Raw genomic sequence first — 13,849 nt, forward strand, 5'->3', positions numbered from 1 at the left:
CGCATGACCGGCCCGTATCCGCCGCAGGGCCCGTACCCTCCGTCGTACGGCTACCCGCCGCAGTATCCGCCGCCGCCCGACAGCAACCTGGTGTGGGCGATCCTGGCGACGGTGTTCTGCTGCCTGCCGCTGGGGATCGTCGCGATCGTCAAGGCCAGCCAGGTGAACACCTTGTGGTACCAGGGATACGCGGCCGAAGCGCACCGCGCGGCGGACGAGGCGCGCAAGTGGGCGATGTGGTCGGCGCTCAGCGTCGCGATCCTGATCGGGCTGTACGTGATCGTCGCGATCGTCGTGCTGCTGGTCGCCGGAAACGTGCTCTGGTGGCATTGAGCACCGTCTACACCGGACAGCCGGCGCGCGGAACCCGCGCGGTGGCAAAGGCTCTCGCCGGTCCGGCGGCCGCGGCGGGCGGAATCGGCCTCGCCTGCGTCGCCGTGTGGTTCGGCGATCCGACCACTCCCGGCGGCCCGCTCCCGGTGTGCCCGACGAAGCTGCTTTTCGGGATCGACTGCCCCGGCTGCGGCGGGCTCCGCATGGCCTACAGCGTGCTGCACGGCGATTTTTCCGCGGCACTGCACTACAACGCGGTGGCCTTGGTGTTCGCCGCGTTCTTCGCGTGGAGCGGTCTCGCCTGGACGATGGGTCGGCTGCGCGGCCGGACGATGCGGTCCTGGCTGCACTGGCGCTGGACGCCGCACGTCGTCGCGGTCGTGTTCGTCCTGTGGTTCGTGGCGCGCAACATTCCGTTCGCGCCGTTCACCGGCCTGTCCGTTTGAGTTAGCCCGGTTTTCGCCGTCCCCGGAACCGGTTCGGCGGCGGGGCCGTCCAACGCCGCACCTGACGCGGACACCTGCTCGGCCTCGCCCTTCCGGACGAGGTACGCTCCCGCGCACTGACGTGTCCACAGCGGACGCGGCCAGGTCAGCTTTGCAGCAACGAGGGGGACACTCGATGACCTATCCCTACGGCCAGCCCGGCGGCCCGCCTCAAGGCGGACCGCCGTTCGGCGCGCCGCCGGGACAGCAGGCACCGGGCTACCCCCACCCCGCGGGCTTCGGCCAGCCGTACAGCGCGGGCCCGGTCCACGCGGACTGGGGCCAGCGCGCCGGCGCCTACCTCGTCGACTTCGCCCCGCTTCTCGCCGGGGTCCTGATCGCCGTGCTCGTGTCGCTGGTCTCCGGTGCCGCGGGCACGATCGTCTACCTCCTCGCGATTCTCGGCACTCTCGCCTGGACCGTCTTCAACCGCTGGATCAACGGCGGTGCCACCGGCCAGTCGCTGGGCAAGCGGATCGCCGGCATCAAACTCGTCAGCGAGGCCACCGGCGAACCGATCGGGGCCGGAATGGCGTTCGTCCGCGACGTCGCGCACGCGCTGGACAGCATGGCGCTCGGACTCGGCTACCTGTGGCCGCTGTGGGACGACAAGGCGCAGACGTTCTCGGACAAGATCCTCAGCACCGTCGTGGTGCGCGCCGGTCCCGAGCCTGCGGGCGCACCGGGTTTCGGACAGGGCGGGTTCGCGCGGCCGGGCGGGTTTCCCGGCCTGCCCGGCGGGTTCGGCCAGCCGGGCGGGTTTCCCGGCCAGAACGGTGGTTTCCCGGGTCAGCCCGGCCCCGCGCCGCAACCGGGATTCGGGCAGCCGTCGCCGAACGCCGCTTTTCCCGCCGCATCGCCCGGATCCGGGGCTCCGCGGCCGGGATTCGGCTGGCCGCCGGTCCCGGGAACGCCGCCGCAGCAAGGATTCGCCCAGCCCGGCGTCCCGCCGCGGCCCGCGTTCGGCCAGCCGGGTCCCACGCCGTTCGACCGGCCCGAGCCGACCCAGGTCGTGCGCCCGCCCGCGACGCAGATGATCAAGCCGGAATCGCCGAAGCCCGGTCCGGCCCAGTCCTGATCCGCACCGGATCACGGTAAGTACGAGGAACTCGGGGGAACCCAGATGACCAATCCCTACGGCCAGCCCCAGCAGCCCTACGGCGGCCAGCCGCAGCAGCCCTACGGCCAGCAGCAGCCGTACCCGCAGTCCGGTGCGACGCCCGCGCAGCCGTACCCGCAGCAGCCCTACGGCCAGCCCGCGCCGTACGGCCAGCCCGGCTTCGGCGGCGCGCCCGGCGGCGACCTGAGCGCCATCAAGGACTACAAGGGCTGGGCGATCGGCTGCATCTTCCTGATGTGGATCCTCGCGATCTTCGCGATCATGAAGTCGAACGAAGTCCAGACGTACAAGATGCAGGGCAACTACGCGATGGCTCAGCAGGCGTCGCAGACGACGAAGACGCTGTGCCTCATCGCCACCATCCTCGGGGCGCTCGGCTGGGTCGTCGCGATCATCCTGATCATCGTCGGCCTCACGGCCGCGTCCGAGGTGCACAGCTACTACTGCACCGGCCGCTATTGCTGAACCAGGGTGTCCCGCCCCGGCATCGACGGCGAAGTGCGACGATGTCGGGGTGGTGAACCTCTACCGCGACACCGGGGTGGTGCTGCGCACGCACAAGCTGGGCGAGGCCGACCGGATCGTCACCCTGCTCACGAGGCGGCACGGCAAGGTCCGGGCCGTCGCGAAGGGCGTGCGGCGCACGTCGTCGCGGTTCGGGGCGCGGCTGGAGCCGTTCGGGCACGTGGACGCGCAGTTCTATCCCGGCCGGTCGCTCGACGTCATCACCCAGGTCGAGACCGTCGACGCGTTCGCCCTGCCGCTGGTGGCCGACTACCAGCGCTACACCGCGGCGTCGGCGATCGCGGAAACCGCGGACCGGCTCTCGGCTGAAGAGGGCGAACCGGTCCTGAAGCTGTACCTGCTGGTCGTGGGCGCGTTGCGGGCGCTGGCCGGCGGGCAGCGGGACGCGTCGCTGGTGCTCGACGCGTTCTTCCTCCGGGCCATGGCCTACGCGGGCTGGGCCCCGGCGATCACCGAATGCGCCCGCTGCGGCCTGCCCGGCCCGCACGCCGCGTTCAACGTCGCCGCGGGCGGCTCGATGTGCCCGGACTGCCGCATCGCCGGTTCGGTGCATCCCGCGCCCGAGGTGCTGACCCTGCTGGACGCGCTGCTGCGGGGGGAGTGGGCGGTCGCGGAATCGTCGCCGGGGATCACCCGCCGGGACGCGTCCGGCCTGGTCGCGGCGCATCTGCAGTGGCACCTGGAACGGCAGCTGCGGTCGCTCCCGCTCGTGGAGCGGCGTGCCCGGGAGGCCGCCGGGCCCGGCCCAGTAGGGTCGGCCGGGTAGGAAGTCCATTCTTCAGGAGGCCGCGAGTGCTGCGCAGGGGACGGGAGACCCGCTCGGCGGGGTACGAGCTGCGGGCTCCGGAGCCGCACCCCTCGGGCGCGAAACCGCCGGAAATCCCGGCCGACCTGGTGCCGAAGCACGTCGCGCTGGTCATGGACGGCAACGGTCGCTGGGCCAACCAGCGCGGCCTGCCGCGGATCGAGGGCCACAAACGCGGCGAGGCCGTGATGATCGACGTCGCGAGCGGCGCGGTCGAACTCGGCGTGAAATGGCTTTCGGTGTACGCCTTCTCGACGGAGAACTGGAAGCGCAGCCCCGAGGAAGTGCGGTTCCTCATGGGCTTCAACCGCGACACCATCCGCCGCCAGGTCGACTACCTCGGCTCGATCGGCGTGCGCATCCGCTGGGCGGGGCGGCGGCCGAAGCTGTGGGCCAGCGTGATCAAGGAACTGCAGATCGCCGAAGAGAAAACCAAGAACAACACCAAGCTCAACATGACCATGTGCGTCAACTACGGCGGCCGTGCGGAACTGGGCGACGCGATGCGCCGGATCGGCCAGGACGTCGCGGCGGGCAAGATCAACCCGGGCAAGATCGACGAGCGCACTGTCGCGAAGTACCTGTACCAGCCGGACATGCCGGACGTGGACCTGTTCCTCCGGCCGTCGGGCGAACAGCGGACGTCGAACTTCCTGCTGTGGCAGTCGGCGTACGCGGAGATGGTCTACCAGGACACGCTGTTCCCGGACTTCGACCGGACCCACCTGTGGCAGGCGTGCCTCGACTTCGCGAAACGCGACCGCCGGTTCGGCGGCGCGGTGGACCAGGCAGGGAGCACGAAATGAGCACCGCGGAAGCCGCCGAGACCGGCGCACTGCTCACCCGGGCGCGCGAAGCACTGGAACGCTACCTGGAAGTCCACGTCGACGACGACGGCGCGATCACGTTCTCCCACGCGGACGTCCCCTGCGTCATCCAGGCGACCCGCCTCGCCGACGGCCTGACGGTGCTCAGCCTGACCTGCGTGGTGGCCTGGGACCTGCCCGACGACCCGGCCATCGCGGTAGCGGTCGCCGAGCGGGCCGGGCAGGGCTTGTTCGGGACGCTGGGCGTCGGCCACACGGAGCGCGGGGTGGACGTGACCCTGCGGTACGCCTTCCCTGCGGAGGGGATGGACCCTTCGCCGCTGGGGACGTTGCTGATGCTGGTGGTTTCCACTGCTTCGCAGTTGCGTACCGAGTTGCCCGGGGTGGAGGCCTGAGCCGGGTTTCGGCCGGGATTGCCTGTTCTGGCCGGCGTTTTCGGCCCGGCTGTTCCGCTTCGCTGCTGCTTTGGCCTCGGTCCGCACAGCCTGGCGGCGGGTTCGCTGCCTGATCGGCTTAACGCTCCCGTGAGTGTCGCTGACGCCTCGCTCCTTGGCGGGCTCTCCTTGGCCAGACCACGTTCCCTGCCCACCTCATCCGGACGGAACTCGCGGGCTCCTCGCTCGCAGGTGTTTCTCCCGTCTCGCGGATCTCCCTAGCCGGGCCGAACTTCGCGCCTGACCAGCGTCGCTGGCAGCCGCCTGCTTGGCTTCGCGCTGGCTTCCCCGTGTTCGCGGTTGCTCTACCGTTTGGCTTGGCTTGGGTTGCGCGTGCTGTGTGTGGTCCTGTCTGTTCGGTGTGCTGCTTTGCTGCCAAGTCTTTCGGTTCGGGCTGCTCCGCTGTTCGTCTGGGTTGGGTTGCGCGTGCTGTGTGTGGGTCCTGTCTGTTCGGTGTGCTGCTTTGCTGCCAAGTCTTTCGGTTCGGGCTGTCCCGCTGTTCGTCTGGGTTGGGTTGCGCGTGCTGTGTGTGGGTCCTGTCTGTCCGGTGTGCTGCTTTGCTGCCAAGTCTTTCGGTTCGGGCCGTCCCGCCGCTCGTCTTGGCTTGGGTTGCGTGCTGCGTGTGGAGTCCTGTCCGCTCGGTCTGCCGCTTCGCCGCCAAGCCCTTCCGTCCAAGCCGCTCCACCACCCGGCGCTCCCTCCCCGCGCCGCCCGCCCGTTTCCGCCCCTTCCTCCCTCCCGATCGGGTGACATTCACGCAAAACCGGCGCGACGGGTCCCCTCGCACCACCGGCGGCTGGGGTTCTGTCGGACCCGGCTGGCATCATCGCCTTCGTGGAAACCCTTTCCAACAACACCGCCGAGGAACGCCCCCGCACGCGCCGGTTCCGGATCAGCTCCATCGAGATCCTGTGTGCCGTCCTGCTGGTCGCGGTCCTCGCGCAAAGCAAGCTCCAAGACCTCTTCGACGTGCCCGCGCTGCGTACCGGATCCACCGTGTTCGTCGCGGTGTGCGTGCAGGCGCTGCCGTTCCTCGTGCTCGGCGTGCTGATCAGCGGTGCGATCGCCGCTTTCGTGCCCGCTCGCGCGCTGGAACGGGTGCTGCCGAAGAAAGCGTCGGCCGCGGTCGGCGTGGCCGGGCTGGCCGGAGTCGCCTTGCCTGGCTGCGAATGCGCGTCGGTTCCCGTCGCGCGCAGGTTGATCGGCCAAGGCGTCGCACCCGCCGCCGCGCTCACCTTCCTGCTCGCCGCGCCCGCGGTGAACCCGGTCGTGCTGGTGGCCACCGCGGTCGCCTTCCCCGGCCGTCCGGAAATGGTGTTCGGGCGGTTCGCCGGCTCGCTCGCCACCGCGATGGTGATGGGCTGGATCTGGGCCCGCTGGGGCAAGCTTTCCTGGATCACCGAACGGGCGCTGCGCCGCTTGCCCGATGTCCAGCCGGGACAGCGATGGCGCGTGTTCGCCGAAACCGCTCGCACCGATCTCGTGGAAGCTGGCGGATTCCTCGTCCTCGGCGCGCTGATTTCCGCCTCGCTCAACGTTCTCGTGCCCGCGAAGTGGTTCGAAGTGCTGTCCGGGCAGATCATCGTCGGCGTGGTGGTGATGGCGGTCCTCGCCGTGGTCCTCGCGTTGTGCAGCGAGGCCGACGCGTTCGTCGCGGCTTCCCTCACCGCCGTTCCCTTGCTGCCGAAGCTGGTGTTCCTGGTGGTCGGCCCGGCCGTCGACGTCAAGCTTTTCGCTTTGCAGACCGGCACTTTCGGCCGTTCCTTCGCCGCGCGGTTCGCCCCGGTCACCTTCGTGGTGGCGATCGCCTGCGGAACTGTCGCGGGCGTGATCTTCCTCGGAGGCGTCCGATGAGGCGCGAAACCCAGAACGTACTGCTGATCCTCCTGGGCGGCGCCCTGGTGAAGATCGCGCTCAACGGCGACTACCTGCGCTACGTAAAACCCGCCCAGCAACCATGGATCATCGCCGGCGGCGCGGTGATGCTGCTGCTGGGCGCGACAGCCATCATCCGGGACATCGCAGCCGCGCGCGCCGCGGCGAAAGCAGCGCACGAACCCGAAGCAGGCGCCGAACATCCAGACGCGCACGGCCATCACCATCACCCCGCGCGCTCGGCCTGGCTGCTCGTCGTCCCGGTGCTGGCGGTGTTCCTCGTCGCCCCGCCCGCACTCGGCGCGGATTCGGTCACCCGCACCGAAGCACGCCTTCCCGCCAGCGCCGCGACCACCTCGGCGGCCGCGTTCCCGCCGCTCCCCGCCGGAGCCGTGGTGCCGATGGCGATGAACGAGGTCGTCACGCGCGCAGGCTGGGATGCCAACGGAACCATGAACGGACGCACCGTCGAGATCTCCGGCTTCGTGGTGCATACCGGAGGCCAAACCCTGTTGGCCCGCTTGGTAATCAGCTGCTGCGCAGCGGACGCGGCCCCCGTCACGGTGCACCTCAAAGGCGGCGGCGCCGACCGCTTCCCGAGCGACACGTGGCTGCGCGTCGCGGGCCAGATCGTCCCGGGCACCGCGACCGAGGCCAACAGCTACACGCCGGATCTGGTCCCGGTGACAGTCGAACGGATCACCGCGCCAAAGGATCCGTATGAATACTGAAAGGAGCGACACCGCCGACATGTCCGCCGCGCCCGCCACGGAACGAGGACCGCCGCCTCGGCCCGGCCCGGTGCACCTGAGTTTCTTCGACCGATCCCGGAGCGTCCTGCTTCGCGTGCTCGCTCAAGCCCGCCGCTTGAGACTGCCCCGAACGGACCCACATCGCGATCGGCCCGAATCGCTCAGAGTTGCGAAACCCAGCGGCCCGACGGTCTCGCAGCGGCTCCGTTTGCCGAAAGCCTGCTCCGAACCCTCGCCGAACCCGCGTCTCCGCCCAGCCCGGACCGGTTCCGCCGCCTGGAGACCGAGCCGACTCCCGTGCCGGACGAGCCTGAACTCTCCAGCCGCCCCTGGAGCAGGTCCTCGCTGACGCGGGCCCGGCTTAGGACTGCAGCCCGGCTGAGCCGAAGCCAGTTCGCTCAAGTGCCCGGAGCATTCCGGCCCCTTGCGCTACAGCCCGCCGCGAGGCTCGGCATCCGGTCAGCGCCCCGGCGCGTCTCCAGCCCGCCGCCGCAGGGCCCGGCAGCCGGCTTGCTCGGCGAGCCGGAGCCCCCAGGCCAACCGCGGCGCGGCGACGACGCGAGCGCGGGCCGTGACGCCAGCGCGAGCCGTGACGCGGCCGAGGATCAGCTCGCGTGCTCGGCGCAGGTGCCGGTGATCTCCACGGTGTGGCTGATGTCGGTGAACCCGTGGTCCGCGGCGATTTTTTCCGCCCAGCGTTCCACCGCGGGACCCTCGACCTCCACCGTGCGCCCGCACACGCGGCACACGAGGTGATGGTGGTGGTGCGACGAGCACCGGCGGTAGATCGCCTCGCCGGAGTCGGTGCGCAAGACGTCGATCTCGCCCGCCTCGGAGAGCGACTGCAGCGTCCGGTAGACGGTGGTCAGGCCGATGCCGTCGCCGCGTTTGCGGAGTTCGTCGTGGAGTTCCTGGGCCGAGCGGAAGTCGTCGACAGTGCTGAGCAGGTCGACCACCGCCGCGCGCTGCTTCGTCGAGCGCCGGCCGGGCACCGGGGCCGGTTTGGGGACCGAGGACATCGTCACTTCCCTTCCTGCACGTGGGCGACCGCGTCGACGACGATGTGCGCCAAGTGGTCGTCCACCAGCCGGTAGACGACCTCGCGGCCGCGCCGCTCGCCCTGGACCACGCCCGCGGTCTTGAGAACGCGGAGGTGCTGGCTGATCAACGGCTGGGCGACGTCGAGTTCGTCCACCAGCTCGTGGACGCACCGGTCCGCCTCCCGCAACTGCAGCACGATAGCGATCCGCACCGGCGCGGCGAGCGCCCGGAGCAGTTCGCCGGCGTCGGCCAGCACTCCGGGAGGCATGACCGCAGGTCCGGAACCGGCGGACCGCTCGCCCGTGCCGCCCGCGTCGACGGGATGCGGCGGGTCCGCGGGCAGTTCTGCCTGCCCGTCGGCGGCTGCCTCGTCCGAGACAGCGGAAGCGCGCTCCGCGGAAGTCTCGGCTTTCTCGGTTGCGGCCGGACCCGGAGCGGCCGGACTGGCTGCCCCGGTCCGGTCCGCGGCAGCGTTGTTCACTGAGGCCTCGGCGTTCCTGGTCGTTGCCGGTCCCGGGGCGCCCGAGCTGGCCGCAGCCGGGCCGGTGTGTTCTGCGAATGCGTCGGTCGTTGCGGAGTGCTGAGCTGCCGGACCCGCGGCGGTCGTCTCGTCCGTGGCCGCGTGGTACGCGGGCGCCTCGCCGCCGGTTGCCGCCGAGACTGGGGCGGCTGAGCACGCGACAGTCGCTTCTGCCGGGCCGGAGGGGTTCACGGCCGCCGCCGAGGTCGCCGCGGCCGGGCCCGCCGCGGCCGGGCCTGCTGAACTCGGGCCTGTCGAATCCGGGCCTGTCGAATCCGGGCCTGCTGAACTCGGGCCTGTCGAATCCGGGCCTGTCGAATCCGGACCCGCCGAACCCGGACCCGCCGCGACCGTGCCCGCCGAACCCGGAGACCCGGCCCCCCAAGCCTCGGACAGGGCGCTCGAAGGTGCCGACCTCATCGCTGCCTCCACTCGCGTCCCGCCGTCCGCTCCGTCTCGCCGCGTCCCAGGCCAGCACCGACCAGGGGATGGCGTTTCCGAAGCCGGATGTCATTGCCGATAACCTTCGCCGCCATCGTAGTGTTCCCTTCCCCGGGCGCGGTGATCGCCGGGGCCCGGGGGACCGGCGATCCGGATTGACCCGATCGGGTGAGTTCGTGAAGATGTGGCTTGTCGGCCTCGCAAGTCGTCGCGGACGGTGCAAGGTTGTCCTGGGGGCGATTCGTCGCGTCTCGTACAGTGGCGGATCGCTCGGGGTTGCCGAAGGGCAGTGGGGAGACATGACTCGTTTCGTGACGAAGGCCGCGGTGGCGGCCCTGGTGGCACTGCCGGCGCTGGCCCCGGCCGCCGCGGCGCAGACCCAGGCCGGGCAGGCGGTCGACGAGAAGACCGGTCCGGTGTCGTTCGCCAACGTGGCGTCCGTGCGGCTCGGCGGCGACCCGCAGCACGGCGGCGCGCTGATCACCGAAACGCAGCGGTCCCCGCTCACCCCCGGCCAGTCGCAGCTCGGCACGGACCGCGTGGCGGTGCCGAAGAACGACGGCGAGCGCAACACCTTCGGCCCGAACTACGAGATCGACCTCGGCAAGTACGACAAGCCGTCGGCCAGCCCGTACCCGCAGGGCATCGCGAGCCGCGACCACAAGGTCGTCGCCGCGCTGCAGACCACGCACGTGCCCACCGCGGTGGCGGAGACGAACTACGCGCTGCGCGACAACGGCCGCGGCAAGCCCGCGCCGGTCGACAACACGGTGCTGGTTCTCGAGGGCGCGCACAGCGCGGTCGACTGCTCCGGCCCAGGCAAGGTCTCCAGCACCACCACGGCCGCCCGCGTCTGGGTGCGCGGCGAGGACGACGCGCTGAAGCAGGTCGCGATGCCCGCCAGCGGGACGCTCAGCGTGACCGGCCTCAAGATGAACTCGCCCACCCCGGTGCCGCAGAGCGATCCCGGCAAGACCACCTCCGACCTCGTCGTGTCCCGGGTTTCCGCCTTCGACCAGCTGATCAAGCAGGACGGTTGGCGCTCCGGCGACGTCACCGCGCAGGCGGGCTGGCGCGTCGAGATCACCACGCACGCGCGCGACGCCGAGGACACCAAGCTGAGCGACGTGCAGACCACCATGGTGCTCGGCGGCGTCAGCTGCTCGATCCCGAAGAACTTCGTCGCCGCGGCCGGCAACGGTTCGGGCAGCGGGGGCACGGTGCAGCAGCCGTCGGTGCCCACCGAGGTCCCGGCAGGCTACCTCGGCGCTCAGGCCGCCGCGCCGTCCGACGACCTGCGCCTGCCTCTCGGCTTCGGCCTGCTCGGCGGCGGGCTGCTCTTCGGCGCCGTCGCGATCGTGCTCGGCCGTCGCCGCGCGGCGCGGGTCGTCCGCTCCCGCGGCGAATAGGCCGTGCCGCGCACCGTGCTGACGGTCGCGTCGGCGGTGGTCGCCGTGCTGGCGATCGCGGCCGGCGTGATCGTCCTGACCTGGGTGCCCGCCCCGGTCCCGGTCGCCGTCGCCGATCCGCCGCCCGGCTCGCTGCCGGGCGAGGACGGCGCGCCCGCCGAACTGCCCTCGGACGGCCAGGCGATCGGACTGCAACGCCCCGGCAGCATCCGCCTGCCCGACGGCTCCGAGGCCCGGCTGAAGCGCACCGAGATCACCCAGAAAGGCATCCTGCCGATCCCGCGCGGACTCAGCGACGCCGCGTGGTGGGGTGCCCGCCTCGGCGCGAAGCAGGGCGCGGCGGTGCTGTCCGGGCACGTCAACTGGGCCGGCACGAAGGGTCCCTTCGACGACCTGTGGCGCGTCCGCACCGGTGACAACGTCAGCATCGTCGACGCGTCCGGCGGCCGCTGGCTCTACCGCGTCACCGGCGCGGCCACGATCCCGAAGGAACAGCTGCCCGCACAGGCCCCCGGCTGGTTCGCCCAGACCGGCCCGCACCGCCTGGTCCTGGTCACCTGCGGCGGCGACTACGTCGGCGGCACCGAGGGCTACGACGAGAACCGGATCGTCACGGCGGACCTGGTCTCCCGGCCGGACTGAACCAACCAGACCGGGAGAGCGGGACCGGCCGGCCGCGACCGCGCCGCGTGGCGGGTCCCCTCCTCCGAAACCGCCCGCGGCCACCGAGGTCGCGAAGGCTCCCGCCGCTCCGGCGAAAATCCGTGCAACCCCTTCGGCGCCCCACCGCATGTCTCCCCAGAGAAACCTCCAGACCAGGGGAGCACGATGCAGGGGACACAGGCACAACCGGCACGCAAACGCGGCGCAGTGATCGTCGTAGCCGCCGTCGTCGCAGTGGCAGCGGTCATCGCCGCCGTGCTGATCTTCTTCACCGGCAACGACAATTCGGCGCAGCCGCAGCAGCAGACCGGCACCGCGCAGGTCGGCGCCGGCCAGGCCGGAAGCAGCCGAGCCGGGAACACCCAGCCGGACCCCGGACAGACCCCCGGCACCGTCAAGCTGCCCAGCGGCGGGCAGGCGAAGCTGATCGCCGAGGAGGTCGGCGAGGACGGCGCGCTGCCGATCCCGAAGAGCCTCGCCGAAGCGGCCTGGTGGGGATCCGGCCTCGGGGCCGCGCAAGGCGTCACGCTGCTGTCCGGGCACGTCAACTGGGCGGGCGAGTCCGGGCCGTTCCAGCAGCTCTGGAAGATGAAGGCGGGCCAGGTCGTCACCGTCACCGACACCGCGGGCAAGCAGTGGGAGTACAAGATCGACGAGGTGCGCACGATCCACAAGTCGGATCTGGCGGCCGAATCCGCGAAGCTCTTCGACCCCGACGGGCCGCACCGGCTCGTGCTCGTCACGTGCGGCGGCGACTACGTGGGCGGCCAGGAGGGCTACGACGACAACCGGGTCGTGACGGCCTCTCCGGTCACCCGTTCGTGACCTCCGACCTGCGCGGAGGCCCCGGGGACCGGCCGGATACGCTGGACCTTCCGATAACTGTCCCCGCATGCGTCCGGAGCGTGGAGTGCCCGCCAACAAAATCGAAACCGTCGTCAGTCTGTGCAAGCACCGTGGCTTCGTCTTCCCGTCGGGAGACATCTACGGCGGCACCAGGTCGGCGTGGGACTACGGGCCGCTCGGCGTTGAGCTGAAGGACAACATCAAGCGCCAGTGGTGGAAGACCGTCGTGCAGAGCCGCGAGGACGTGGTCGGCATCGACTCCTCGGTGATCCTGCCGCGCCAGGTCTGGGTCGCCTCGGGCCACGTGAACGTGTTCACCGACCCGCTGATCGAGTGCCTTTCGTGCCACAAGCGGTTCCGGGCCGACCAGCTCGCCGAGGACTTCGAGGCGCGCACCGGCAAGACGACCACCGAGGACGACCTGTCCGAGGTGCCGTGCCCGAACTGCGGCACCCGCGGCAAGTACACCGAGCCGCGCGACTTCAACATGATGCTGAAGACGCACCTCGGCCCGGTCGAGTCCGAGGAAGGCCTGGCCTACCTCCGCCCGGAGACCGCGCAGGGCATCTTCGTCAACTTCCTCAACGTGCAGAAGGCCTCGCGCAAGAAGCCGCCGTTCGGCATCGGCCAGATCGGCAAGTCCTTCCGCAACGAGATCACGCCGGGCAACTTCATCTTCCGCACGCGCGAGTTCGAGCAGATGGAGATGGAGTTCTTCGTCGAGCCGGGCGACGACGAGCAGTGGCACCAGTACTGGATCGACGCGCGCACCGACTGGTACACCGACCTCGGCATCAAGCCCGAGAACCTGCGCCACTTCGAGCACCCGAAGGAAAAGCTCTCGCACTACGCGAAGCGCACCGTCGACATCGAGTACCGGTTCGCGTTCAACGCCGGGCAGGAGTGGGGCGAGCTGGAGGGCATCGCCAACCGCACCGACTTCGACCTGACCACGCACTCGAACCACTCGGGCGTGGACCTGTCGTTCTTCGACCAGGCCTCGGGCCAGCGCTACCGGCCGTTCGTGATCGAGCCTGCCGCGGGCGTGGGCCGTTCGATGATGGCGTTCCTGGTCGACGCGTACGACGAGGAAGAGGTGCCGAACGCCAAGGGCGGCACCGACAAGCGCACCGTGCTGCACCTCGACCCGCGGCTCGCGCCGTTCAAGGCCGCGGTGCTGCCGCTGTCGCGCAACGCCGACCTGTCGCCGAAGGCGCGCGACCTGGCCGCGCGGCTGCGCAAGCACTGGAACGTCGACTTCGACGACGCCCAGGCGATCGGCCGCCGCTACCGTCGCCAGGACGAGATCGGCACGCCGTTCTGCGTCACGGTCGACTTCGACACGCTTGAGGACAACGCGGTGACGATCCGCGAGCGCGACAGCATGAAGCAGGAGCGCATCTCGATCGATCAGGTCGAGTCGTATCTGGCTGGTCGTCTGCTCGGCTGCTGACCGCCGCGTACTCCGTTCCGGACGGCCCTTCCCCGCGCTTGCCGGGGCAGGGCCGTCCGGCGTTTGTCGCGCGGTGCCGACCTGTCGTCGAAGGTGCGTGGGCGCGCGGCTGCGCAAGCACGACTTCGACACGCTTGAGGACAACGCGGTGACGATCCGCGAGCGCGACAGCATGAAGCAGGAGCGCATCTCGATCGATCAGGTCGAGTCGTATCTGGCTGGTCGTCTGCTCGGCTGCGGGGCAGGGCCGTCCGGCGTTTCGTCCCCGGCACCCCTGACACCTGTCACGGTCGGGTCGTGACGCTCGGCCTGCGCACCGG

The 13,849-nt window shown here is 70.7% G+C and carries 16 protein-coding genes; 14 read left to right on the forward strand and 2 right to left on the reverse strand.

Annotated features, from left to right (window positions below; all coding sequences use genetic code 11):
- The first annotated feature begins 3 nt into the window (after window positions 1–3).
- The 9 genes from BM362_RS14590 to BM362_RS14630 all read left to right on the forward strand — a co-directional run bounded on the left by BM362_RS14590 (window position 4) and on the right by BM362_RS14630 (window position 7,135).
- A complete protein-coding gene (locus tag BM362_RS14590; protein WP_067586377.1) occupies window positions 4–333 on the forward strand; it encodes a CD225/dispanin family protein in 330 nt (109 codons plus the stop codon).
- Window positions 324–779 (forward strand): DUF2752 domain-containing protein, encoded by a 456-nt coding sequence (locus BM362_RS14595; protein WP_161269528.1) that lies wholly within the window; start codon window positions 324–326, stop codon window positions 777–779. The genes BM362_RS14590 and BM362_RS14595 overlap by 10 nt, the downstream gene beginning before the upstream one ends.
- 175 nt (window positions 780–954) lie before the next feature.
- Complete coding sequence (locus tag BM362_RS14600) at window positions 955–1,896, forward strand: RDD family protein (RefSeq protein ID WP_107309533.1); 942 nt, start codon at window positions 955–957, stop codon at window positions 1,894–1,896.
- Between the two features lie 45 nt (window positions 1,897–1,941).
- The gene (locus tag BM362_RS14605; RefSeq protein ID WP_067586390.1) at window positions 1,942–2,403 is read left to right on the forward strand and encodes a CD225/dispanin family protein; all 462 of its coding nucleotides are present in this window, start codon (window positions 1,942–1,944) and stop codon (window positions 2,401–2,403) included.
- Between the two features lie 49 nt (window positions 2,404–2,452).
- Window positions 2,453–3,229, forward strand: a complete 777-nt coding sequence (gene recO, locus BM362_RS14610; protein ID WP_093573480.1) for a DNA repair protein RecO — start codon at window positions 2,453–2,455, stop codon at window positions 3,227–3,229.
- A gap of 26 nt (window positions 3,230–3,255) precedes the next feature.
- Entirely contained in the window at window positions 3,256–4,074 is an 819-nt protein-coding gene (locus BM362_RS14615) for an isoprenyl transferase (protein ID WP_093573481.1), read from the forward strand.
- Complete coding sequence (locus tag BM362_RS14620; protein ID WP_067586396.1) at window positions 4,071–4,490, forward strand: YbjN domain-containing protein; 420 nt, start codon at window positions 4,071–4,073, stop codon at window positions 4,488–4,490. The genes BM362_RS14615 and BM362_RS14620 overlap by 4 nt, the downstream gene beginning before the upstream one ends.
- 873 nt (window positions 4,491–5,363) lie before the next feature.
- Window positions 5,364–6,383: a permease gene (locus tag BM362_RS14625; RefSeq protein WP_067586400.1), complete on the forward strand. Its 1,020-nt coding sequence runs from the start codon at window positions 5,364–5,366 to the stop codon at window positions 6,381–6,383.
- Window positions 6,380–7,135: a TIGR03943 family putative permease subunit gene (locus tag BM362_RS14630; RefSeq protein WP_093573483.1), complete on the forward strand. Its 756-nt coding sequence runs from the start codon at window positions 6,380–6,382 to the stop codon at window positions 7,133–7,135. The genes BM362_RS14625 and BM362_RS14630 overlap by 4 nt, the downstream gene beginning before the upstream one ends.
- A gap of 626 nt (window positions 7,136–7,761) precedes the next feature.
- On the opposite strand, the gene BM362_RS14635 is transcribed toward BM362_RS14630, so the two are convergent.
- Together BM362_RS14635 and BM362_RS14640 are read right to left on the reverse strand one after the other, a co-directional pair.
- Window positions 7,762–8,175, reverse strand: a complete 414-nt coding sequence (locus BM362_RS14635) for a Fur family transcriptional regulator (RefSeq protein ID WP_086024912.1) — start codon at window positions 8,173–8,175, stop codon at window positions 7,762–7,764.
- Window positions 8,176–8,177: 2 nt separating this feature from the next.
- Window positions 8,178–8,540, reverse strand: coding sequence for an ArsR/SmtB family transcription factor (locus BM362_RS14640; protein WP_093573830.1), 363 nt, complete (start codon window positions 8,538–8,540; stop codon window positions 8,178–8,180).
- A 917-nt stretch (window positions 8,541–9,457) separates the two neighbouring features.
- Here BM362_RS14640 and BM362_RS14645 point away from each other — a divergent pair.
- The 5 genes from BM362_RS14645 to BM362_RS47400 all read left to right on the forward strand — a co-directional run bounded on the left by BM362_RS14645 (window position 9,458) and on the right by BM362_RS47400 (window position 13,830).
- Window positions 9,458–10,567, forward strand: a complete 1,110-nt coding sequence (locus BM362_RS14645) for a hypothetical protein (protein WP_093573484.1) — start codon at window positions 9,458–9,460, stop codon at window positions 10,565–10,567.
- A 3-nt stretch (window positions 10,568–10,570) separates the two neighbouring features.
- Window positions 10,571–11,209 (forward strand): class F sortase, encoded by a 639-nt coding sequence (locus BM362_RS14650; protein WP_067586409.1) that lies wholly within the window; start codon window positions 10,571–10,573, stop codon window positions 11,207–11,209.
- 186 nt (window positions 11,210–11,395) lie between these two features.
- Complete coding sequence (locus BM362_RS14655; protein ID WP_093573485.1) at window positions 11,396–12,055, forward strand: class F sortase; 660 nt, start codon at window positions 11,396–11,398, stop codon at window positions 12,053–12,055.
- Window positions 12,056–12,140: 85 nt separating this feature from the next.
- Complete coding sequence (locus tag BM362_RS14660; protein WP_093573486.1) at window positions 12,141–13,529, forward strand: glycine--tRNA ligase; 1,389 nt, start codon at window positions 12,141–12,143, stop codon at window positions 13,527–13,529.
- A gap of 97 nt (window positions 13,530–13,626) precedes the next feature.
- A complete protein-coding gene (locus tag BM362_RS47400; protein ID WP_167545312.1) occupies window positions 13,627–13,830 on the forward strand; it encodes a His/Gly/Thr/Pro-type tRNA ligase C-terminal domain-containing protein in 204 nt (67 codons plus the stop codon).
- The last annotated feature ends 19 nt before the right edge of the window (window positions 13,831–13,849 follow it).

Origin of the sequence: Amycolatopsis rubida (genome assembly GCF_900115345.1) — a bacterium.
GTDB classification, from domain to species: Bacteria; Actinomycetota; Actinomycetes; order Mycobacteriales; family Pseudonocardiaceae; genus Amycolatopsis; species Amycolatopsis rubida.

Excerpts from the sequence above, each read along its gene's own strand:
- BM362_RS14600 (WP_107309533.1), top strand. The coding sequence starts at position 955 with ATGACCTATCCCTACGGCCAGCCCGGCGGCCCGCCTCAAGGCGGACCG.
- BM362_RS14590 (WP_067586377.1), top strand. The coding sequence starts at position 4 with ATGACCGGCCCGTATCCGCCGCAGGGCCCGTACCCTCCGTCGTACGGC.
- BM362_RS14655 (WP_093573485.1), top strand. The coding sequence starts at position 11,396 with ATGCAGGGGACACAGGCACAACCGGCACGCAAACGCGGCGCAGTGATC.
- BM362_RS14645 (WP_093573484.1), top strand. The coding sequence starts at position 9,458 with ATGACTCGTTTCGTGACGAAGGCCGCGGTGGCGGCCCTGGTGGCACTG.
- BM362_RS14630 (WP_093573483.1), top strand. The coding sequence starts at position 6,380 with ATGAGGCGCGAAACCCAGAACGTACTGCTGATCCTCCTGGGCGGCGCC.
- BM362_RS14635 (WP_086024912.1), bottom strand. The coding sequence starts at position 8,175 with ATGTCCTCGGTCCCCAAACCGGCCCCGGTGCCCGGCCGGCGCTCGACG.
- BM362_RS14605 (WP_067586390.1), top strand. The coding sequence starts at position 1,942 with ATGACCAATCCCTACGGCCAGCCCCAGCAGCCCTACGGCGGCCAGCCG.
- BM362_RS14620 (WP_067586396.1), top strand. The coding sequence starts at position 4,071 with ATGAGCACCGCGGAAGCCGCCGAGACCGGCGCACTGCTCACCCGGGCG.